The organism is Streptomyces sp. NPDC002867 (genome assembly GCF_053591895.1).
In genome coordinates this window covers 23468-42558 of record NZ_JBSFUR010000032.1, presented here as the reverse complement: position 1 = coordinate 42558, position 19091 = coordinate 23468, and the positions used below count along the sequence as shown (strand labels likewise).

At 71.1% G+C, this 19091-nt stretch carries 18 protein-coding genes and 1 riboswitch; of the genes, 11 read left to right on the top strand and 7 right to left on the bottom strand.

From position 1 onward, the window contains the following. The first annotated feature begins 112 nt into the window (after positions 1–112). The 8 genes from tsf to ACWD0A_RS25310 all read left to right on the top strand — a co-directional run bounded on the left by tsf (position 113) and on the right by ACWD0A_RS25310 (position 9100). Positions 113–949, top strand: a complete 837-nt coding sequence (gene tsf, locus ACWD0A_RS25345) for a translation elongation factor Ts (protein WP_177151388.1) — start codon at positions 113–115, stop codon at positions 947–949. A 156-nt stretch (positions 950–1105) separates the two neighbouring features. Next, positions 1106–1870 carry a UMP kinase gene (pyrH, locus tag ACWD0A_RS25340; protein ID WP_451301663.1) on the top strand — a complete coding sequence of 255 codons (765 nt, stop codon included), beginning with the start codon at positions 1106–1108 and terminating at the stop codon, positions 1868–1870. Positions 1871–2005: 135 nt separating this feature from the next. Next, positions 2006–2563: a ribosome recycling factor gene (gene frr, locus ACWD0A_RS25335; RefSeq protein ID WP_177151386.1), complete on the top strand. Its 558-nt coding sequence runs from the start codon at positions 2006–2008 to the stop codon at positions 2561–2563. After that, on the top strand, positions 2563–3711 hold the full coding sequence (locus tag ACWD0A_RS25330; protein WP_451301661.1) for a phosphatidate cytidylyltransferase: 1149 nt from the start codon (positions 2563–2565) through the stop codon (positions 3709–3711). Before frr ends, ACWD0A_RS25330 begins: the two co-directional genes overlap by 1 nt. A 295-nt stretch (positions 3712–4006) precedes the next feature. Then, on the top strand, positions 4007–5113 hold the full coding sequence (rlmN, locus tag ACWD0A_RS25325) for a 23S rRNA (adenine(2503)-C(2))-methyltransferase RlmN (RefSeq protein WP_215186957.1): 1107 nt from the start codon (positions 4007–4009) through the stop codon (positions 5111–5113). Positions 5114–5176: 63 nt separating this feature from the next. Beyond that, a riboswitch (TPP riboswitch) is annotated at positions 5177–5297 on the top strand. After that, complete coding sequence (locus ACWD0A_RS25320; RefSeq protein WP_451301659.1) at positions 5293–6390, top strand: thiamine ABC transporter substrate-binding protein; 1098 nt, start codon at positions 5293–5295, stop codon at positions 6388–6390. Its footprint overlaps the riboswitch before it by 5 nt. Before the next feature lie 38 nt (positions 6391–6428). Further along, positions 6429–8045 (top strand): ABC transporter permease, encoded by a 1617-nt coding sequence (locus ACWD0A_RS25315; protein WP_451301657.1) that lies wholly within the window; start codon positions 6429–6431, stop codon positions 8043–8045. Beyond that, positions 8045–9100: an ABC transporter ATP-binding protein gene (locus ACWD0A_RS25310; protein WP_451301655.1), complete on the top strand. Its 1056-nt coding sequence runs from the start codon at positions 8045–8047 to the stop codon at positions 9098–9100. Before ACWD0A_RS25315 ends, ACWD0A_RS25310 begins: the two co-directional genes overlap by 1 nt. Before the next feature lie 23 nt (positions 9101–9123). Here the strand turns inward: ACWD0A_RS25310 and ACWD0A_RS25305 are convergent, their stop codons facing one another. The 5 genes from ACWD0A_RS25305 to ACWD0A_RS25285 all read right to left on the bottom strand — a co-directional run bounded on the left by ACWD0A_RS25305 (position 9124) and on the right by ACWD0A_RS25285 (position 14239). Further along, positions 9124–10239: an LOG family protein gene (locus ACWD0A_RS25305; protein ID WP_451301653.1), complete on the bottom strand. Its 1116-nt coding sequence runs from the start codon at positions 10237–10239 to the stop codon at positions 9124–9126. 90 nt (positions 10240–10329) lie between these two features. Next, positions 10330–11469, bottom strand: a complete 1140-nt coding sequence (locus ACWD0A_RS25300) for a hypothetical protein (RefSeq protein ID WP_451301651.1) — start codon at positions 11467–11469, stop codon at positions 10330–10332. Beyond that, positions 11451–12179, bottom strand: coding sequence for an ABC transporter ATP-binding protein (locus ACWD0A_RS25295; protein ID WP_451301649.1), 729 nt, complete (start codon positions 12177–12179; stop codon positions 11451–11453). Before ACWD0A_RS25295 ends, ACWD0A_RS25300 begins: the two co-directional genes overlap by 19 nt. A 180-nt stretch (positions 12180–12359) precedes the next feature. Then, the gene (locus tag ACWD0A_RS25290) at positions 12360–13739 is read right to left on the bottom strand and encodes an aspartate aminotransferase family protein (RefSeq protein WP_451301647.1); all 1380 of its coding nucleotides are present in this window, start codon (positions 13737–13739) and stop codon (positions 12360–12362) included. Then, the gene (locus tag ACWD0A_RS25285; RefSeq protein ID WP_451301645.1) at positions 13724–14239 is read right to left on the bottom strand and encodes an Lrp/AsnC family transcriptional regulator; all 516 of its coding nucleotides are present in this window, start codon (positions 14237–14239) and stop codon (positions 13724–13726) included. The genes ACWD0A_RS25290 and ACWD0A_RS25285 overlap by 16 nt, the downstream gene beginning before the upstream one ends. A gap of 166 nt (positions 14240–14405) precedes the next feature. Here ACWD0A_RS25285 and ACWD0A_RS25280 point away from each other — a divergent pair, with 166 nt between their 5' ends. The 3 genes from ACWD0A_RS25280 to ACWD0A_RS25270 all read left to right on the top strand — a co-directional run bounded on the left by ACWD0A_RS25280 (position 14406) and on the right by ACWD0A_RS25270 (position 17043). Beyond that, complete coding sequence (locus ACWD0A_RS25280) at positions 14406–15845, top strand: gamma-aminobutyraldehyde dehydrogenase (protein WP_451301701.1); 1440 nt, start codon at positions 14406–14408, stop codon at positions 15843–15845. A gap of 92 nt (positions 15846–15937) precedes the next feature. Continuing rightward, entirely contained in the window at positions 15938–16462 is a 525-nt protein-coding gene (locus tag ACWD0A_RS25275) for an HXXEE domain-containing protein (RefSeq protein ID WP_451301643.1), read from the top strand. A 41-nt stretch (positions 16463–16503) separates the two neighbouring features. After that, entirely contained in the window at positions 16504–17043 is a 540-nt protein-coding gene (locus tag ACWD0A_RS25270) for a hypothetical protein (protein ID WP_451301641.1), read from the top strand. Positions 17044–17193: 150 nt separating this feature from the next. On the opposite strand, the gene ACWD0A_RS25265 is transcribed toward ACWD0A_RS25270, so the two are convergent. Together ACWD0A_RS25265 and ACWD0A_RS25260 are read right to left on the bottom strand one after the other, a co-directional pair. Next, positions 17194–18030, bottom strand: a complete 837-nt coding sequence (locus tag ACWD0A_RS25265; protein ID WP_451301639.1) for a glycerophosphodiester phosphodiesterase — start codon at positions 18028–18030, stop codon at positions 17194–17196. Next, positions 18015–19085 (bottom strand): adenosine deaminase, encoded by a 1071-nt coding sequence (locus ACWD0A_RS25260; protein ID WP_451301637.1) that lies wholly within the window; start codon positions 19083–19085, stop codon positions 18015–18017. Before ACWD0A_RS25260 ends, ACWD0A_RS25265 begins: the two co-directional genes overlap by 16 nt. Between the last annotated feature and the right edge of the window lie 6 nt (positions 19086–19091).

Genomic DNA, 19091 nt, shown 5'->3' with positions numbered 1-19091 from the left:
GACCTTCACAGGTTCGGTTGACGACGGCGGGGGCGTGCAGCCCCCGCCGTCCACCCGTAGATCTTCCAGATCTTCGTAGATCTTTCAGACTTCGAGAGAGAAACTCAGACTCATGGCGAACTACACCGCCGCTGACGTCAAGAAGCTCCGCGAGCTCACCGGCGCCGGCATGATGGACTGCAAGAAGGCGCTGGACGAGTCGGACGGCAACGTCGACAAGGCCGTCGAGGCCCTGCGTATCAAGGGCCAGAAGGGCGTCGCCAAGCGCGAGGGCCGCTCCGCCGAGAACGGTGCCGTCGTCTCCCTGATCGCCGACGACAACACCTCCGGTGTCCTCGTCGAGCTGAAGTGCGAGACGGACTTCGTCGCCAAGGGCGACAAGTTCCAGGCCGTGGCGAACGCGCTCGCCGCGCACGTCGCCGCCACCTCCCCGGCGGACATCGAGGCGCTGCTCGCCTCCGAGATCGAGCCCGGCAAGACCGTGCAGGCGTACGTCGACGAGGCCAACGCCAACCTCGGCGAGAAGATCGTCCTCGACCGCTTCGCGCAGTTCTCCGGTGGCTACGTCACGGCGTACATGCACCGCACCATGCCCGACCTGCCCCCGCAGATCGGTGTCCTCGTCGAGCTCGACAAGGAGAACGCCGAGATCGCCAAGGGTGTCGCGCAGCACATCGCCGCCTTCGCCCCGAAGTACCTCTCCCGCGAGGACGTCCCGGCCGAGGTCGTCGAGGCCGAGCGCCGCGTCGCCGAGGAGACCACGCGCGCCGAGGGCAAGCCCGAGGCCGCTCTCCCGAAGATCGTCGAGGGTCGTGTCAACGGCTTCTTCAAGGAGGCCACCCTCCTGGGCCAGCCGTACGCGCTCGACAACAAGAAGTCGGTCCAGCAGATCCTGGACGAGGCCGGTGTCACCCTGAAGCGCTTCAGCCGCATCAAGGTCGGCATCTGAGTCCGTACGCGACGGACCCCGGACCCCGGTAGGGTCTGAAGCAGTCGTCCGCGTTCGCGCCGGACGACCGCAGATCTGACGAGGAGGCCATTGCCGGCAGGGACAGCACGACCCCAACGGCAATGGCCTTCTTCGTATGTGCACGAGGAGATCTCCATGAACCAGGGCGCCGCACAAGGCGACGACAACCACGGCAAAAAGGCCGGCCGCTTCATGCTGAAGCTGTCGGGAGAGGCTTTCTCCGGCGGCACCGGTCTCGGCGTCGACCCCGACGTCGTACACGCCATCGCACGGGAGATCGCAGCGGTCGTCCGCGACGGCGCAGAGATCGCCGTCGTGATCGGCGGCGGAAACTTCTTCCGCGGAGCCGAACTCCAGCAGCGCGGCATGGACCGGGCACGCTCCGACTACATGGGCATGCTCGGCACCGTCATGAACTGCCTCGCTCTCCAGGACTTCCTGGAGAAGGAGGGCATCGACTCACGTGTGCAGACCGCCATCACGATGGGACAGGTCGCGGAGCCGTACATCCCGCTGCGCGCCGTACGGCACCTGGAGAAGGGCCGCGTCGTCATCTTCGGCGCCGGTATGGGCATGCCCTACTTCTCCACCGACACCACCGCCGCCCAGCGCGCCCTGGAGATCGACGCCGAAGCACTGCTGATGGGCAAGAACGGTGTCGACGGCGTCTACGACTCCGACCCCAAGGCCAATCCGGACGCGGTGAAGTTCGACGCGCTGGAGTACGGCGAGGTGCTGTCCCGCAACCTCAAGGTCGCCGACGCCACCGCCATCACCCTCTGCCGCGACAACGCGCTCCCGATCCTCGTCTTCGAACTCCTCACCGAGGGCAATATCGCTCGGGCGGTCCGGGGTGAGAAGATCGGCACGCTCGTGAGCGACCGGGACACCCGGGCCTGACCCGAGGGCCTCGGGGGGCGCCCTCGGGGGATGGACAAAGCCCTGCCGGTCGTACACCGTGCAGGGAACACGCGACGCAGGTTCCGCCGGCCCAGTCCGATGCCGGGCCCAACTCAAGACACGCAGGAGCAAGTGGTGATCGAAGAGACCCTCCTCGAGGCCGAGGAGAAGATGGAGAAGGCCGTCCTGGTCGCCAAGGATGACTTCGCCGCGATCCGCACCGGACGTGCGCACCCGGCGATGTTCAACAAGATCGTGGCGGACTACTACGGTGCCCTGACCCCGATCAACCAGCTGGCGTCGTTCTCGGTCCCGGAGCCGCGGATGGCCGTTGTGACGCCGTTCGACAAGACCGCTCTGCGCAACATCGAGCAGGCGATCCGCGACTCGGACCTCGGTGTCAACCCGAGCAACGACGGCAACATCATCCGCGTGGTCTTCCCGGAGCTCACGCAGGACCGCCGCAAGGAGTTCATCAAGGTCGCCAAGTCGAAGGCCGAGGACTCCAAGATCTCGATCCGCTCCGTCCGCCGCAAGGCGAAGGAGACCATCGACAAGTTCATCAAGGACGGCGAGGTCGGCGAGGACGAGGGCCGGCGTGCGGAGAAGGAGCTCGACGACACCACCGCGAAGTACGTCGCGCAGGTGGACGAGCTGCTCAAGCACAAGGAAGCCGAGCTGCTCGAGGTCTGATGAACGACTCTTCCTGGGGGGCCTCGCACGGCGCCGGATACGCCGGTGCATGGCCACCGCCCGACCAGGGGCCCCTCCCGGCGGGTCCCGCCCACGATGGGCACGACGCACGGTATACATCAGAGACGCAGCCCATGCCCATCGTGCCGGACTTTCCCGACGCAGGTAGAGACGCCGAATCCCCCGAGGGGCCCAGCGGCCGGGCCGGCCGCGAGGACCGCGACCGGGGGGCCGCACGGCTCGGTGGCCCCCTGTTCCGCGACGAGAACACGCAGGAGCCCATGCCCAGCCCGCCGCCGGCAGCGCCTCAGCAGCCGCAGCCGCCGCAGAAGAAGCGGGCCGGCCGCGATCTGCGGGCGGCCATAGGGGTCGGTGTGGGGCTCGGCGCGGTGATCGTCGCGTCGCTCTTCATCGTCAAGGCCGTGTTCGTCGGCGTGGTGGCGGTCGCCGTCGTCGTCGGCCTGTGGGAGCTGACCACCCGCCTCCAGGAGCGCAAGCAGATCAAGGCGCCGCTGGTACCGCTCGCGGTCGGCGGCGCCGCCATGGTCGTGGCCGGCTACGTGCGCGGGTCCGAGGGCGCCTGGGTGGCCATGGCGCTGACCGCGCTCGCGGTGCTCGTCTGGCGTATGACCGAGCCGCCCGAGGGCTACCTCAGGGACGTCACGGCGGGTGTCTTCGCCGCCTTCTACGTACCGTTCCTCGCCACGTTCGTCGCGCTGATGCTCAGCGCGGACGACGGGCCGGAACGGGTGATCACCTTCCTGGTGCTCACGGTCGTCAGCGACACCGGTGCGTACGCGGTCGGCTGGCGCTTCGGGAAGCACAAGCTCGCGCCGCGCATCAGCCCCGGAAAGACCCGCGAAGGACTGCTCGGAGCGGTGACCTTCGCGATGGCGGCGGGTGCGCTGTGCATGCAGTTCCTCGTCGACGACGGCACCTGGTGGCAGGGTCTGCTGCTCGGCCTCGCGGTCGCGGCCAGCGCGACGCTGGGCGACCTCGGGGAGTCGATGATCAAGCGGGATCTCGGCATCAAGGACATGGGCACCCTGCTCCCCGGCCACGGCGGCATCATGGACCGCCTGGACTCGCTGCTGCCGACGGCCCCGGTGGTGTGGCTGTTGCTGGTGCTGTTCGTCGGCTCCGGCTGACCTGCGGTTCTCCGCGTGAGGGCTCGCCGTCCTCTCCCACGGCCGCCTCGGGGCATGGGGATACCCCTGGACGGCGAGCCCTCCGTCGTATCCGGGCGAGCCGGTGCCCCGGAGCCCGGTCTCCGGACGGCTCGGCGCTGCACGCTGCTGATTCGCCGACGACGGCCTCCACGTGCCCGACTTCTGGCGCGGCGCTGCCAGAGCGGCGTCCCGCCCGGACCGGCGGCTCCGGACGACCACCGCCCGAGTCAGCGGCCGCAGGCCACCTCGCGGGGTCTGCGACACTGGTAGCACCATGCCCAAGCCCGGAGAACTCACTTTCGTCGCGCCCCGCGGAGCCAAGAAGCCCCCGCGGCACCTTGCCGACCTCTCACCCGCCGAGCGCAAGGACGCCGTCGCCGCGATCGGCGAGAAGCCGTTCCGCGCCAAGCAGCTGTCCCAGCACTACTTCGCGCGGTACGCGCACGACCCGGCGCAGTGGACCGACATCCCCGCCTCCGCGCGGGAGAAGCTCGCCACGGAGCTGCTGCCCGACCTGATGTCGGTCGTGCGGCACATCTCCTGCGACAACGACACCACCCGCAAGACGCTGTGGCGCCTCCACGACGGCACGCTCGTCGAGTCCGTCCTCATGCGCTATCCGGACCGCGTCACGATGTGCATCTCCTCGCAGGCGGGCTGCGGGATGAACTGCCCGTTCTGCGCGACCGGGCAGGCCGGTCTCGACCGCAATCTGTCCACCGCCGAGATCGTGCACCAGATCGTCGACGGCATGCGGGCCCTGCGGGACGGAGAGGTGCCCGGAGGCCCCGCCCGGCTGTCCAACATCGTGTTCATGGGCATGGGCGAGCCGCTCGCCAACTACAAGCGGGTCGTCGGCGCCGTCCGCCGGCTGACCGACCCCGAGCCGGACGGCCTCGGCCTCTCGCAGCGCGGCATCACCGTCTCCACGGTGGGCCTCGTCCCCGCGATGCTGCGCTTCGCCGACGAGGGCTTCAAGTGCCGCCTCGCCGTCTCCCTGCACGCGCCGGACGACGAGCTGCGCGACACCCTCGTCCCGGTCAACACCCGCTGGAAGGTCCGCGAGGTCCTCGACGCCGCATGGGAGTACGCGGAGAAGTCCGGCCGCCGGATCTCCATCGAGTACGCGCTGATCCGCGACATCAACGACCAGGCGTGGCGCGGCGATCTGCTCGGCCGTCTCCTCAAGGGTAAGCGGGTCCATGTCAACCTGATCCCGCTGAACCCGACGCCCGGCTCCAAGTGGACGGCGTCGCGGCCGGAGGACGAGAAGGCGTTCGTCGAGGCCATCGCGGCCCATGGTGTGCCGGTCACCGTCCGGGACACCCGAGGGCAGGAGATCGACGGCGCGTGCGGGCAGCTGGCGGCGCAGGAGCGGTGACCAGGGGCCGTCGGCCGGGTGGCTGATACTGTGCCCTGTGCGTTCGCACAAATGAACAACGAAACATTCCGACAGGGGAGCGCAGCAGCGCTGAGAGTGCGGCAGGGCGTAGGACGCCCCGGGGCCGCAGACCCTCGGACCTGATCCGGGTCATACCGGCGTAGGGAGTCAGCACCATCATGAACAGCCAGCTTCGGCGTGCCACCGGCACGGCGCTCGCCGCCGCCCTCGGCGTCACCGCCCTCGCGGCCTGCGGCGGGCAGTCCGAGGACTCCGGGTCCGGCACCGGCGGCGGGTCAAAGACCGTCACCCTCGTCAGCCACGACTCCTTCGCGGCGTCCGACGCCGTCCTCAAGGAGTTCACCCGGCAGACCGGGTACACCGTCAAGGTCCTCAAGAGCGGGGACGCGGGCGCCGCGCTCAACAAGGAGATCCTCACCAAGGGCTCCCCGCAGGGCGACGTCTTCTTCGGCGTCGACAACACCCTGCTCTCCCGCGCCCTCGACAACGACCTGTTCACGCCGTACGAGGCCAAGGGGCTCGACCAGGTGGCGGACGAGGCGCGGCTCGACGCGGACAAGCACCGGGTCACGCCCGTCGACACCGGCGACATCTGCGTGAACTACGACAAGAAGTTCTTCGCCGGCAAGAAGCTCGCACCCCCGAAGACCTTCGCCGACCTCGCGAAGCCCGAGTACAAGAACCTGCTCGTCGTCGAGAACCCGGCGACGTCCTCGCCCGGCCTCGGCTTCCTGCTCGGCAGCGTCGGCGCGTTCGGCGAGTCCGGCTGGCAGGACTACTGGAAGAAGCTCAAGGCCAACGGCGTCAAGGTCGTCGACGGCTGGGAGCAGGCGTACAACGAGGAGTTCTCCGGCTCCGCCGGCGGCAAGAAGGCGGGCGCCGACCGTCCCCTCGTCGTCTCGTACGCCTCGAGCCCGCCGGTCGAGGTCCTCTACGCCGACCCGCAGCCCGCCGAGGCGCCCACGGGTGTCGCGACCGGCACCTGCTTCCGCCAGATCGAGTTCGCCGGTCTGCTCAAGGGCGCGAAGAACGAGGCGGGAGGCAAGGCGCTGCTGGACTTCCTGATCACCAAGACGTTCCAGGAGGACATGCCGCTCACCATGTTCGTCAACCCCGTGGTCGAGGGCGCGAAGCTGCCCGAGCTGTTCACCGAGCACGGTGTGGTCGTCGACAAGCCCGAGACCGTCGCTCCCGGCACGATCGCCGAGAACCGTGAGCAGTGGGTCCGGTCGTGGTCCTCGCTCGTCCTGAAGTAAGGCAGTCCCTGCGGGGGAACGCGGCGCGGCTCGCCCTGATGGCCGGCCCCGTCGCGTTCTTCGCCGTCTTCTTCGCCTACCCGGTGACCGCGATCGTCGGCCGCGGCCTGCGCGTCGAGGGCGCCTGGCAGTTCGGGCGGTTCGGCGAGGTCCTCGGACGTCCGGACATCCTGCACGTCCTGTGGTTCACCACCTGGCAGGCGCTCGCCTCCACCGCACTCACCCTGCTCGTCGCCCTGCCCGGCGCCTACGTGTTCGCCCGGCTCGACTTCCCCGGCAAGCGCCTCCTGCGCGCCGTGGTCACGGTGCCGTTCGTGCTTCCGACGGTCGTCGTCGGCACGGCCTTCCTCGCCCTGCTGGGACGCGGGGGACTGCTCGACGAGCTGTGGGGTGTGCGCCTGGACACCACGGTCTGGGCCATCCTGCTCGCGCACGTCTTCTTCAACTACGCCGTGGTCGTCCGCACCGTCGGCGGCCTGTGGTCGCAGCTCGACCCGCGTCAGGAGGAGGCCGCGCGGGTACTTGGCGCGGGCCGGCTGACGGCCTGGCGGCGGGTGACGCTCCCCGCGCTCGCGCCGTCCGTCGGCGCGGCGGCACTGATGGTCTTCCTGTTCACCTTCAGCTCCTTCGGCGTCGTGCAGATCCTCGGCGGTCCCGCCTTCTCCACCCTCGAGGTGGAGATCTACCGGCAGACGGCCGAGATGCTCGACCTGCCGACGGCGGCCGTGCTCACCATGCTGCAGTTCGCGGCCGTCGGCGTCGTCCTCGCCGTCCACGCCCGGGCCGTGCGGCGCCGCGAGGGCGCGCTGAGGCTCGTGGACCCGGCCCGTACCGCCCGCCGTCCGCGCGGAGCCGCCCAGTGGACCGTGCTGTGCGGGGTGCTCGTCACCGTCGCCCTGCTCCTGATCACGCCGCTCGGCGTGCTGGTCGAGCGGTCCTTCGACACGCCCCGCGGCTACGGACTCGACTACTACCGCGCGCTCACCGTGCTCGACGAGACGGGCGGCGCCTTCCTCGTCCCGCCGATCGACGCCGTGGCCAACTCGCTGGAGTACGCGCTCGTCGCGACCGCCGTCTCGGTGCTGGTCGGGGGGCTCGCGGCGGCCGCCCTCACCCGGCGGGCCGGCCGTCTGGTCCGCGGATTCGACGCCCTGCTGATGCTGCCCCTCGGAGTCTCCGCCGTGACCGTCGGCTTCGGGTTCCTGATCACGCTCGACGAGCCGCCGCTCGATCTGCGCGGCTCGTGGATGCTGGTGCCGCTCGCGCAGGCGCTGGTCGGGGTGCCCTTCGTCGTACGGACCATGCTGCCCGTCCTGCGCGCCGTCGACGTCCGGCTGCGCGAGGCGGCGGCCGTGCTCGGCGCGTCGCCGCTGCGCGCCTGGCGCGAGGTCGACCTGCCGCTGGTGAGCCGGGCGCTGCTGGTGGCGGCGGGTTTCGCGTTCGCCGTCTCGCTCGGCGAGTTCGGGGCGACCGTCTTCATCGCCCGGCCCGACCAGCCGACGCTGCCCGTCGCCGTCGCCCGGCTGCTGGGCAGGCCCGGCGAGCTCAACTACGGGCAGGCGATGGCCCTCGGCACGATCCTGATGGTGGTGTGCGCCGCCGCACTGCTCCTCCTCGAACGCATCCGTACCGACACCACCTCCGAGGAGTTCTGATGGCGCTGCTGGAACTCGAGAGCGTCACCGTACGGTTCGGTTCGCGGACCGCCCTCGACGCGGTGGACCTGAAGGTCGCCGAGCACGAGATCGTCTGCGTGCTGGGACCGAGCGGCAGCGGCAAGTCCACGCTGCTCAGGGTGGTCGCCGGACTCCAGCGCGCCGACGCCGGCCGGGTGCTGCTCGCGGGCGCCGACCAGGCAGGGGTGCCGGTCCACCGTCGGGGCGTGGGGCTGATGTTCCAGGACCATCAGCTCTTCCCGCACCGCGAGGTGGCGGGCAACGTCGCCTTCGGGCTGCGCATGCGTCCTTCCGGGGCCGGGGAGACGCCTCGCGTCGGCCGGGGTGAACAGGGCCGCCGGGTGGACGAGTTGCTGGAGCTCGTCGGGCTGCCGGGAGCGCAGCGGCGGTCCGTGGCCGCGCTCTCCGGCGGTGAGCAGCAGCGGGTCGCGCTCGCCCGGGCGCTGGCGCCGGAGCCCAAGCTGCTGATGCTCGACGAGCCGCTCGGCCAGCTGGACCGCGGGCTGCGCGAGCGGCTCGTCGTCGAACTGCGCGGGCTGTTCGGCCGGTTGGGGACCACGGTCCTCGCCGTCACCCACGACCAGGGGGAGGCCTTCGCGCTCGCCGACCGTGTCGTGGTCATGCAGGAGGGGCGCATCGCCCAGACGGGTACGCCGCTGGAGGTGTGGCAGAGCCCGGCGTCGGAGTTCGTCGCACGCTTCCTCGGCTTCGACAACGTCGTGCCGGCCACGGTCGGCGGCGCGGCCGCCGACACCCCCTGGGGCAAGATCCCCGTCCCCGACTGCTCGCCGCAGGGCGAACGCACGCTGCTCGTACGGCCGTCCGGCGTGCACGTCGTGGAGCCGGGCGAGGGCACGGCGGCCACGGTCGTCGCGCGGACCTTCCGCGGCAGCCACGTCGCCCTGCGCCTGCGGCCCGCCGAAGGGCCCGTGCTGGAGGCCGAGTGCTCCCTGCGGGACGCGCCGGGCGAAGGGGCGCGAGTGGGCGTCGTGTTCGCCGCGGACGACGTGGTGGTCCTGGAGCCCGGCGACTGATCCACGGGCCCCGGCGCCGTTGCCTACCCGCCGGCCCCCAGCCGCAGCAGCGCCTGGGGCACGTCCTCCACCGAGTCCACGAGAGCGATCCGCGATTCCATGGCCCGCCCCCGGGCGAGCGAGCGCAGCAGTGGCCACGTGGGCAGATGGCCGGTCCAGTGGGCGCGGTCGACGAGCACCATGGGGGTCGGCTCGCCGCGCGACCCGTAGTAGTTCGGGGTCGCGTTGTCGAAGATCTCCTGCACCGTTCCCGCCGCGCCCGGCAGGAAGACCACCCCCGCGTCGCAGCGGGCCAGCAGGCCGTCCTCGCGTGTGGCGTTGGCGAAGTACTTGGCGATGTGCTCCGCGAACGCGTTCGGCGGCTCGTGCCCGTAGAACCAGGTGGGGATGCCGACCGAGCCGGCGCCCTGCGGCCAGCGGGCACGCACCTCGAAGGCAGCCTGCGCCCAGTCGGTCACCGAGGGCATGAAGGAGGGCGCCTTCGCCAGCAACTGGAGGGCGTCCTCCAGCATCTCGTCGGAGTGCGGAGCGGCGTACGCACCGAGGTTGGCGGCCTCCATCGCACCCGGTCCGCCCCCGGTCGCCACCGTGAACCCCGCGCGGGTGAGAGCGCGGCCGAGCCGTGCCGCGCCGGCGTACGCCTCGGTGCCCCGGCCCATCGCGTGGCCGCCCATCACCCCCACCACGCGGGCGTCGGCGAGGAGTTCGTCGAGGGCGTCCGAGAGGGCGTCGTCGTGGATCGAGCGGAGCATCGAGGCGAAGACGTCGCCGTCGGCCCTGGTGCGCTGGAACCAGTCGTAGGCGAGGGCATCCGCAGTGGCCGCGTATCCGCCGTCGAGCCCGGCGAAGAGCTCATCCGCGGTGTAGAGACGGCCGCGGTACGGGTCGAACGGCAGGTCCGGCACGGGTGGGAAGACGAGCGCCCCGTCGGCACGGACCTTCGCCGCGGCCGCGGGCTCCATCGGGCAGCCGAGGAACACGGCCCGGTCGGTGTCCGCGGACAACAGCACGGACGTGCGATGGGTGAGGTCGACGGACTGGACGCGGAATCCGGCGAGCGAGCCGCGGGAGACCACCCGGTCGAATTCCTCGAGTGACTCGATCTCGCGGTGCTCCGCCTGCGGCTCGGGGTGCGTCATGGGCCCACGATAGGCCGCGCGGGATGCGTACCACGCCGCGGGGAAGGGCGGGGCCCGCCAAGGCACCGAGAGTGCGGAACGAAGGGGCCGTCAGCCCTTCAACGGCGCGGCCGCCACTGTGGCGAACGTCAGGGTCAGCGGCGCGAACAGCAGCAGCAGGGCCCCCGCGCGCAGCCACGCGGCCCGGCGCAGCGCCGCCGGATGCGCGCCCAGACGCAGCAGGGCCTCGGTCGTGTCGGTGCGCGACTGCCGGACCTCCAGCGCCGCGGTGAGCAGTGTGGCCGTCGTGCAGGCGACGACGAGCGTCGCGCCCAGTGCGGTCATCGGGCCCCAGGGGCGGGACGCGTCACCGTGGAGCGCGGTCACCGCGAGCGCTCCGGAGGCCACCGCGCACACCACGCCGAGCGGGCGGCCGACACAGCGGGCCTCCGCCATGAGGATGCGGCCCGCGAGCAGACGGGTCGCACCGGGCCGTAGGGCCTGCAGGAGACGGCCGCACACATGCGTCAGGGCCGGTCCCGCGAGCCACAGGCCGGCCGCGGCCAGCACCCAGCCGGCGAGGACCCCGGCCGGGTGACCGCCGATCGGGCCGGGCAGGGCGAGCGCATGCCCGGAGGGCCGTCCGCTCGCGTACGTCTCGACGGCGAGGCCGCCGGCGATCATGGCGACCCCCCACGGCAGCCCGGCGGGCGCCGAGGCGGGTGCCTCGTCCTCGGCGGCGGGCCGGGGGCGCAGCGCGATCGCGGCGGCCGCCGTCGCGGTCACCGGGACGAGCGACAGCAGCGTCAGCACGGCGCCGGGCGGCAGCGGGTGATCGGCCGCGAGCAGGTCGGCGGCCGCTCCGTCGAACGGCAGCCCGCTCAGATCGCCCCGCAGATGCAGGAAGAACAGCAGCGCGACCACGCTCCCCAGCGTCGCCGCGACGGCCGTCGTCGCCGCGGCGACCACCGTGAGCCCGGCCGGTCCGAGACCGACGGCCGACAGGCCGGACCGCGGCCGGGTGCCCGGGTCGGTGCGGGCGACGGCGACGGCGAAGTACACGGTCGCCGCGAGCGGGATCGCACACCACAGCAGTTGCTGGATCGCGGTGCGGGAGTCGGCGGGATGGGACAGCGCGTACGTCAGAGTCCAGAGCATCAGGAAGCCGACGCCCGCCGACGCCGCGGCGACCAGGAGCCGCCGCAGTTGGACGAGGGCGTGGGCGCCGCGGGTCAGACGGAGAGCGAGCACGCGGCCCGGCCTTCCGCCTCGGCCGCCTGCGGGGAGCCGGCCCGGCGGCCGTCGGCGAGCACGATCACGCGGTCCGCGAGGGCGGCCACGTCGGCATCGTGCGTGGCGAGGACCATGGTCATGCGGTGGGACCTGGCGGCGGCCGCCACCGTACGCAGCACATGGGCGCGGTCGGCGCTGTGCAGCGTCGCGGTCGGCTCGTCGGCGAAGAGCACGGACGGCGTGGTGACGAGTGCGCGGGCGACGGCGACGCGCTGCTGCTCGGCCCGGACGAGGACGTGCGGCCGCTTGTCCGCGGCGGCCCCGACGTCCAGGCGGTCCATCCACTCCAGAGCGGTCCTCCTGGCCGAGCGGTGGGAGGCGCCGCACAGCAGCAGCGGCAGGGCGACGTTCTCCCATGCGCGCAGCTCGGGAACGAGTGTCGGTTCGGGGTCGATCCAGCCGAAGCGGTCGCGCCGCAGCCGCTCGCGCCGGAGCGGGGGCATCGTGTGGACGGGGGTGCTGTTGAACCACACCTCGCCCTCCTGCGGCACGAGCTGGCCGGACAGGCACCGCAGGAGCGTGGTCTTTCCGCTGCCACGCGCTCCGTGCACGGCGAGGATCTCGCCCTCGCGTACTCCGAGCGACACCCCGACGAGCGCCGGGGAGCCGCGGTGGGAGTGGTGCAGGGAACGAGCCCAGATCACGTCGTTGTCCGGCGGGACCACCATCGCGTACACCTCGGTTCTGATCAGATTTCCGGCCCCCCTTACGGGGGAACGAAGACAGGGCCGATCGGTCACTGGGCACGCTAGGGAGTCACTGCCGGGGTCCGGGGAAGCACGCGGCCCGGGCACCGCCCATCTCACTCGGATGGGGGCACCCGGGCCGTTCGTGCGGAGCCGGGGAGGCTAGAGCTTCGTCCAGGCCTCGGTGAGGACCGAGCGCAGGATCTGCTCGATCTCGTCGAAGGTCGACTGGTCGGAGATCAGCGGCGGCGCCAGCTGGATGACCGGGTCACCGCGGTCGTCGGCCCGGCAGTACAGACCGGCGTCGAACAGCGCCTTGGAGAGGAAGCCGTACAGGACGCGCTCGGTCTCCTCGTCGCTGAAGGACTCCTTGGTGACCTTGTCCTTCACCAGCTCGATGCCGTAGAAGAAGCCGTTGCCGCGGACGTCGCCGACGATCGGCAGGTCGTGCAGCTTCTCCAGCGTCGACAGGAAGTTGCCCTCGTTGTCGAGCACGTGCTGGTTGAGCTTCTCGTTCTCGAAGAGGTCGAGGTTGGCGAGACCCACGGCCGCGGAGACCGGGTGGCCGCCGAAGGTGTAGCCGTGCAGGAAGGTGTTGTCGCCCTTGTAGAACGGCTCCGCGAGGCGGTCCGAGACGATGCAGGCGCCGATCGGGGAGTAGCCCGAGGTCATGCCCTTGGCGCAGGTGATCATGTCCGGCACGTAGCCGAACTTGTCACAGGCGAACGTCGTGCCGAGGCGGCCGAAGGCGCAGATGACCTCGTCGGAGACCAGCAGCACGTCGTACTGGTCGCAGATCTCGCGGACGCGCCGGAAGTACCCGGGCGGGGGCGGGAAGCAGCCGCCCGCGTTCTGCACGGGCTCCAGGAAGACCGCGGCGACGGTCTCGGGGCCCTCGAAGAGGATCTGCTGCTCGATCTGGTCGGCGGCCCAGCGGCCGAAGGCCTCGGGGTCGTCGCCGTAGATCGGGGCGCGGTAGATGTTGGTGTTCGGCACCTTGTGCGCACCGGGGACCAGCGGCTCGAAGGGTGCCTTCAGGCTGGGCAGGCCGGTGATGGACAGGGCGCCCTGCGGAGTGCCGTGGTAGGCGACCGCACGGGAGATGACCTTGTACTTGGTCGGCTTGCCCTGGAGCTTGAAGTACTGCTTGGCGAGCTTCCAGGCGGTCTCGACGGCCTCGCCGCCGCCGGTGGTGAAGAAGACCTTGTTGAGGTCGCCCGGGGCGTGGTGCGCGAGGCGCTCGGCCAGCTCGACGGCCTTCGGGTGGGCGTAGGACCACACCGGGAAGAACGCCAGCTCCTGTGCCTGCTTGGCGGCGACCTCGGCGAGCTCCTTGCGGCCGTGGCCCGCCTGGACCACGAAGAGGCCGGCGAGGCCGTCCAGGTAGCGCTTGCCCTTGTCGTCGAAGATGTAGGTGCCCTCACCACGAACGATGGTGGGCACGGGTGCGTTCTCGTACGACGACATGCGGGTGAAGTGCATCCACAGGTGGTCGTAGGCGGTCTTGGAGAGGTCCTTGCTCACGGCTATCGGGTTCCCCACATATAGGTCTGCTTCTTGAGCTTGAGGTAGACGAAGCTCTCGGTGGAGCGCACGCCGGGGAGCGCACGGATCCGCTTGTTGATCACTTCGAGCAGGTGGTCGTCGTCCTCGCAGACGATCTCCACCATCAGGTCGAAGGAGCCCGCGGTCATCACCACGTACTCGCACTCGGCCATGGCCGTGAGCGCATCCGCCACGGGGTCGAGGTCTCCCTCGACCTTGATGCCGACCATCGCCTGGCGTCGCAGGCCCACGGTGAGCGGGTCCGTGACGGCGACGATCTGCATCACGCCTTGATCGAGCAGCTTCTGGACCCGCTGTCGCACGGCCGCCTCGGAAAGGCCCACGGCCTTGCCGATCGCCGCGTACGGACGGCGCCCGTCCTCTTGGAGCTGTTCGATGATCGCGAGGGAGACAGCGTCGATCGTCGGGGACGACGAACCGCTGCCGACCTGGTTCCTGGAGTCTGCGCTACGACTGGCCACGAGCTCACTGTGCACCGGTACCCGTCGATCTGGCAAGCCCTGAGTGATGAAATTCGTTGTTAAGGCGATCGAATCTCACTGAATCCGAAGTTGGGGGCGGTCAGGCCTGTTGAAAACGTCGCAGAAGCGATTAGGGTGGGGTGTCTCACCCATCGGACATCTGACAGGAGGGGTGGCAACAGTGACCACCGAGCTGCGTCGTCTGCGCAACTACATCAACGGGGAGTTCAGGGACGCCGCCGACGGCCGGACCATCGACGTCGTCAACCCCGTCACCGGCGAGGTGTACGCCACGTCGCCGCTCTCCGGACAGGCCGACGTCGACGCCGCCATGGAGGCCGCCGCCGCCGCGTTCCCCGCCTGGCGTGACACCACGCCCGCCGAGCGCCAGAAGGTGCTCCTGAAGATCGCGGACGCCTTCGAGGAGCGGGCCGAGGACCTGATCGCGGCCGAGTCGGAGAACACGGGCAAGCCGCTCGGGCTGACCCGTACCGAAGAGGTCCCGCCGATGGTGGACCAGATCCGCTTCTTCGCGGGCGCCGCGCGCATGCTGGAAGGCCGCTCCGCGGGCGAGTACATGGAGGGCATGACCTCCATCGTCCGCCGCGAGCCGGTCGGCGTCTGCGCCCAGGTCGCGCCGTGGAACTACCCGATGATGATGGCCGTCTGGAAGTTCGCCCCGGCGCTCGCCGCGGGCAACACCGTGGTGCTCAAGCCGTCCGACACCACCCCGGCGTCGACCGTGCTGATCGCCGAGATCATCGGCTCCGTGGTGCCCAAGGGCGTCTTCAACGTCATCTGCGGCGACCGCGAGACCGGCCGCGCGATGGTCGAGCACCCGACGCCGGCGATGGCCTCCATCACCGGCTCCGTCCGCGCCGGCATCCAGGTCGCCGGGTCCGCCGCCAAGGACGTCAAGCGCGTCCACCTGGAGCTCGGCGGCAAGGCGCCGGTCGTGGTCTTCGAGGACACCGACATCGCCAAGGCCGTCGAGGACATCTCGGTAGCGGGCTTCTTCAACGCCGGCCAGGACTGTACGGCGGCCACGCGCGTGCTCGTGCAGGAGTCGATCCACGACGAGTTCGTGGCGGCGCTGGCGAAGGCCGCGTCGGAGACGAAGACGGGTGCGCCGGACGACGACGACGTGCTCTTCGGCCCGCTCAACAACGCCAACCAGCTGGCGCAGGTCACCGGCTTCATCGACCGCCTGCCGGCGCACGCCAAGGTCGAGGCGGGCGGCCACCGCGTGGGCGACAAGGGCTACTTCTACGCCCCGACCGTCGTCTCCGGCCTCAAGCAGGACGACGAGATCATCCAGAACGAGGTCTTCGGCCCGGTGATCACCGTCCAGTCCTTCTCGGACGAGGCGCAGGCGCTGGAGTGGGCGAACGGCGTGGAGTACGCGCTGGCGTCGTCGGTGTGGACCAAGGACCACGCGCGCGCGATGCGCATGTCGAAGGCGCTGGACTTCGGCTGCGTCTGGATCAACACGCACATCCCGCTGGTGGCGGAGATGCCGCACGGCGGCTTCAAGAAGTCGGGCTACGGCAAGGACCTGTCGGCGTACGGGTTCGACGACTACACGCGGATCAAGCACGTGATGACGTCGCTGGACGGCTGATCGCGCCCGGTCGCGAGGGGCGGAGCGGGGAGGTTTCCCCGCTCCGCCCCTTTCCCGTACCCGAGGCGCCCGGGTGGGGCAGACTGGCGATCATGAGCGATGACCGCCTGAACCCCCTTGTCACCTATGGCTTGTTGGCCGCCTGGGCCCTCCACGACGCCGAGGAGCTGGCCACCGGACCGCGCTGGCTGCGCGAGAACGTGCCCGTGCTGCGCAAGCGGTTCCCGCAGGTGCCGGAGCGCGTGTGGCGCGCGATGGAGGCGGTCGACGAGCGCGAGTTCGCGGCCGCCGTGGGCGTGATGGCCGCGATCGTCGGCTCCGCCGCCGTCGCCGGTCACCGCTCGGGCGGACGGTCCGGCTTCTACCAAGGCGCGTTGGACGGCTTCGGGCTGCACGGGCTGGTTCATCTCGCCCAGGCGGCCGCCGTCCGCGGCTATACCCCGGGGTCGGTGACCTCACCGTTGATCGTGGTGCCGTTCACCCTCTGGGCGCGGGGCCGGCTGCGGCGCGCCGGGGTGCTGCGGCCCGCTCGGGCGCGGGACGCGGCGCTCGGTCTCGCCCTGGCCGCGGGCGCCACCGCCGTCGCGCACCTGATCGCCAGGAGAGTCACCGCGTGACCCGCTTTTGAACACGTTCACTTCTCGCGTAGTGTGACGCCATGAGTGAGCGACAGGCCCTCCTGCGGGGGATACGCGTGTGGCTGGTCTTCTTCGTCGTGTGCCTGGTGCTCAGCGGCGCGACCGCCTTTCCGCTCGTCACCGAACTCCGCTGGCTGGAGGGGCTGCTGAACTCCGCCGCATCACCCGTCCCGGAGCACCTGCCCGGCCTCGCGGAGTGGATCGGCCGGGTGCGCGAGGGGCTCGACGCCACCGAAGAGGCCTATCCCTTCGTGCTGTACGGCACCGACTGGCTGGCCTTCGCGCACCTGGTGATCGCGGTCGCCTTCTACGGGCCCTACCGCGATCCGGTGCGCAACATCTGGGTGGTCGAGTTCGGCATGATCGCGTGCGCCGGGATCATCCCGCTCGCGCTGATCTGCGGTCCGGTCCGCGGGATCCCCTTCTGGTGGTCCGTCATCGACATGTCCTTCGGGGTCTTCGGCGTGATCCCGCTGTACGCCGTGCGCCGCAGGATCAAGCGACTCGAGGCACTGGGCGCCGTGGGGCCGGCCACCGTACCGGCCCCGGCGGGCGCCTGACGCGCCGCCGGTCCGGACACCCGGGGCGCCGACGGCTCGGGCGGTCCGTCACTTCCCTCGCCGCCCGGCTCCGCCGTCGGACGCGTCGGCACGAGAGGACTGCCGGACGGCGTGGCGTCCGGCGGCGTGTGCCGGTACCAAGCCGTTCGGTCACCCGCCGAGTCCCTGAGAGAGCCGCGCCTCGCGCAGTACGGCGCCGAGCGCGTCCACGCGGTTGGTGGTGATCGAGTCCACACCGCAGGCGACCAGCCGGCGCATCGTGCGCCGGGTGTCCGCGGTCCAAGCCGACACCAGCATGCCCTGCCGGTGCACCCGGTCGGTCAACTCCCGCCCGATCAGACCGAACCGGTAGTTCAGCCAGCGAGGCCGCACCGCGTCCAGCAGCACCGGGCGCGGCGGGGCGAGTGTCGTCCAGGTCATCGCGAGCTCGGCCGACGGGTCGGCGGACCGGACGGCGAGCATGGTCGCCGGTCCCGCGCAGTAGTACACCCGCTCACCGGCGCCGCATGCGCGGACGGCGCCCACCACGGTGCGCACCGACTCCGCCGTGGCGCCGGGCAGATCGATCATCAGACGGTGCTCGCCCGCCTCGGCCAGCGCCTGCCGCAGCGTCGGCACACCGCCGCCGGTCAGGGACTCGATCTCGGCGTGCGTCAGCCGCGCGAGCGGCACGTCGCGCCCCCACAGCCGCTTCAGCGACTCGTCGTGCAGCAGCACGGGCACGCCGTCCCGGGTCAGCCGTACGTCGATCTCGACCGCGTCCGCCCCGTGCTCGATCGCCGACCGCAGCGACGGCAGGGTGTTCTCCCGCGCCCGGTAGGGGTCGCCGCGGTGGGCGACGACGGTGACCGGACGCGGGTCCCCGGGAAGGTCCCCGTCCCGCCCTTGTGGCCGGCCCCGGGCAAACCCACCACCGGACGGAAACCCCCAACGCGCCCTGGCCTGCTGAGCCACGGCCCGGGTCAGTCCGCTCAGCGGGCGAGCCATGCGGCGGTGTACTCGTCGATCTCGGCGGCGATACGGGACTTGCCCGCCGCGTCCAGGAACGACGCCTCGACCGCGTTCTTCGCGAGGTCGGCCAGACCGCGCTCGTCGAGGCCGAGCAGGCGAGCGGCGACGGCGTACTCGTTGTTGAGGTCGGTGCCGAACATCGGAGGGTCGTCGCTGTTGATCGTCACCAGCACACCCGCCGCGACCATCTCCTTGATCGGGTGCTCGTCGAGGTCGACGACCGCCCGGGTGGCGATGTTGGAGGTGGGGCAGACCTCCAGCGGGATACGCCGCTCGGCGAGGTGCGCCAGCAGCCTCGCGTCCTGCGGGGAGCTGGTGCCGTGGCCGATGCGCTCGGCGCGCAGGTCGTTCAGCGCGTCCCAGACCGTCTGCGGTCCCGTCGTCTCGCCCGCGTGCGGAACGGAGTGGAGGCCCGCGGCGATCGCGCGGTCGAAGTACGGCTTGAACTGCGGGCGCGGCACGCCGATCTCGGGACCGCCGAGCCCGAACGACACGAGTCCCTCCGGGCGCAGGTCCACCGCGAGCCGCGCCGTCTCCTCGGCCGCCTCCAGGCCCGCCTCGCCCGGGATGTCGAAGCACCAGCGCAGCACGACCCCGAGCTCGCTCTCGGCCGCCTTGCGGGCGTCCTCGATCGCCGCCATGAACGCCTTCTCCTCGATGCCGCGGCGGGTGGAGGAGAACGGAGTGATCGTCAGCTCCGCGTAGCGGATGTTCTGCCGGGCCATGTCGCGGGCCACCTCGAAGGTGAGGAGCCGTACGTCGTCCGGGGTGCGGACCAGGTCCACGACCGAGAGGTAGACCTCGACGAAGTGTGCGAAGTCGGTGAAGGTGAAGTAGTCGGCCAGGGCCTCGGGGTCGGTCGGCACCTTGGAGTCGGGGTGGTTCGCGGCCAGTGCGGCGACGATGCGGGGGGAGGCCGATCCGACGTGGTGCACATGCAGTTCGGCCTTGGGCAGCCCTGCGATGAAGGGGTGCAGATCGGTCATCGGGTACCTCCGTGTGCGATGCGCCGCGCCTGGTGAGGGGATCATCGTAGG

Coding starts and splice junctions, on each gene's coding strand:
- tsf (WP_177151388.1), top strand. CDS start 113: ATGGCGAACTACACCGCCGCTGACGTCAAGAAGCTCCGCGAGCTCACC.
- pyrH (WP_451301663.1), top strand. CDS start 1,106: ATGAACCAGGGCGCCGCACAAGGCGACGACAACCACGGCAAAAAGGCC.
- ACWD0A_RS25330 (WP_451301661.1), top strand. CDS start 2,563: ATGAACGACTCTTCCTGGGGGGCCTCGCACGGCGCCGGATACGCCGGT.
- rlmN (WP_215186957.1), top strand. CDS start 4,007: ATGCCCAAGCCCGGAGAACTCACTTTCGTCGCGCCCCGCGGAGCCAAG.
- ACWD0A_RS25320 (WP_451301659.1), top strand. CDS start 5,293: ATGAACAGCCAGCTTCGGCGTGCCACCGGCACGGCGCTCGCCGCCGCC.
- ACWD0A_RS25315 (WP_451301657.1), top strand. CDS start 6,429: ATGGCCGGCCCCGTCGCGTTCTTCGCCGTCTTCTTCGCCTACCCGGTG.
- ACWD0A_RS25310 (WP_451301655.1), top strand. CDS start 8,045: ATGGCGCTGCTGGAACTCGAGAGCGTCACCGTACGGTTCGGTTCGCGG.
- ACWD0A_RS25305 (WP_451301653.1), bottom strand. CDS start 10,239: ATGACGCACCCCGAGCCGCAGGCGGAGCACCGCGAGATCGAGTCACTC.
- ACWD0A_RS25295 (WP_451301649.1), bottom strand. CDS start 12,179: ATGGTGGTCCCGCCGGACAACGACGTGATCTGGGCTCGTTCCCTGCAC.
- ACWD0A_RS25275 (WP_451301643.1), top strand. CDS start 15,938: ATGAGCGATGACCGCCTGAACCCCCTTGTCACCTATGGCTTGTTGGCC.
- ACWD0A_RS25270 (WP_451301641.1), top strand. CDS start 16,504: ATGAGTGAGCGACAGGCCCTCCTGCGGGGGATACGCGTGTGGCTGGTC.
- ACWD0A_RS25265 (WP_451301639.1), bottom strand. CDS start 18,030: ATGGCTCGCCCGCTGAGCGGACTGACCCGGGCCGTGGCTCAGCAGGCC.
- ACWD0A_RS25260 (WP_451301637.1), bottom strand. CDS start 19,085: ATGATCCCCTCACCAGGCGCGGCGCATCGCACACGGAGGTACCCGATG.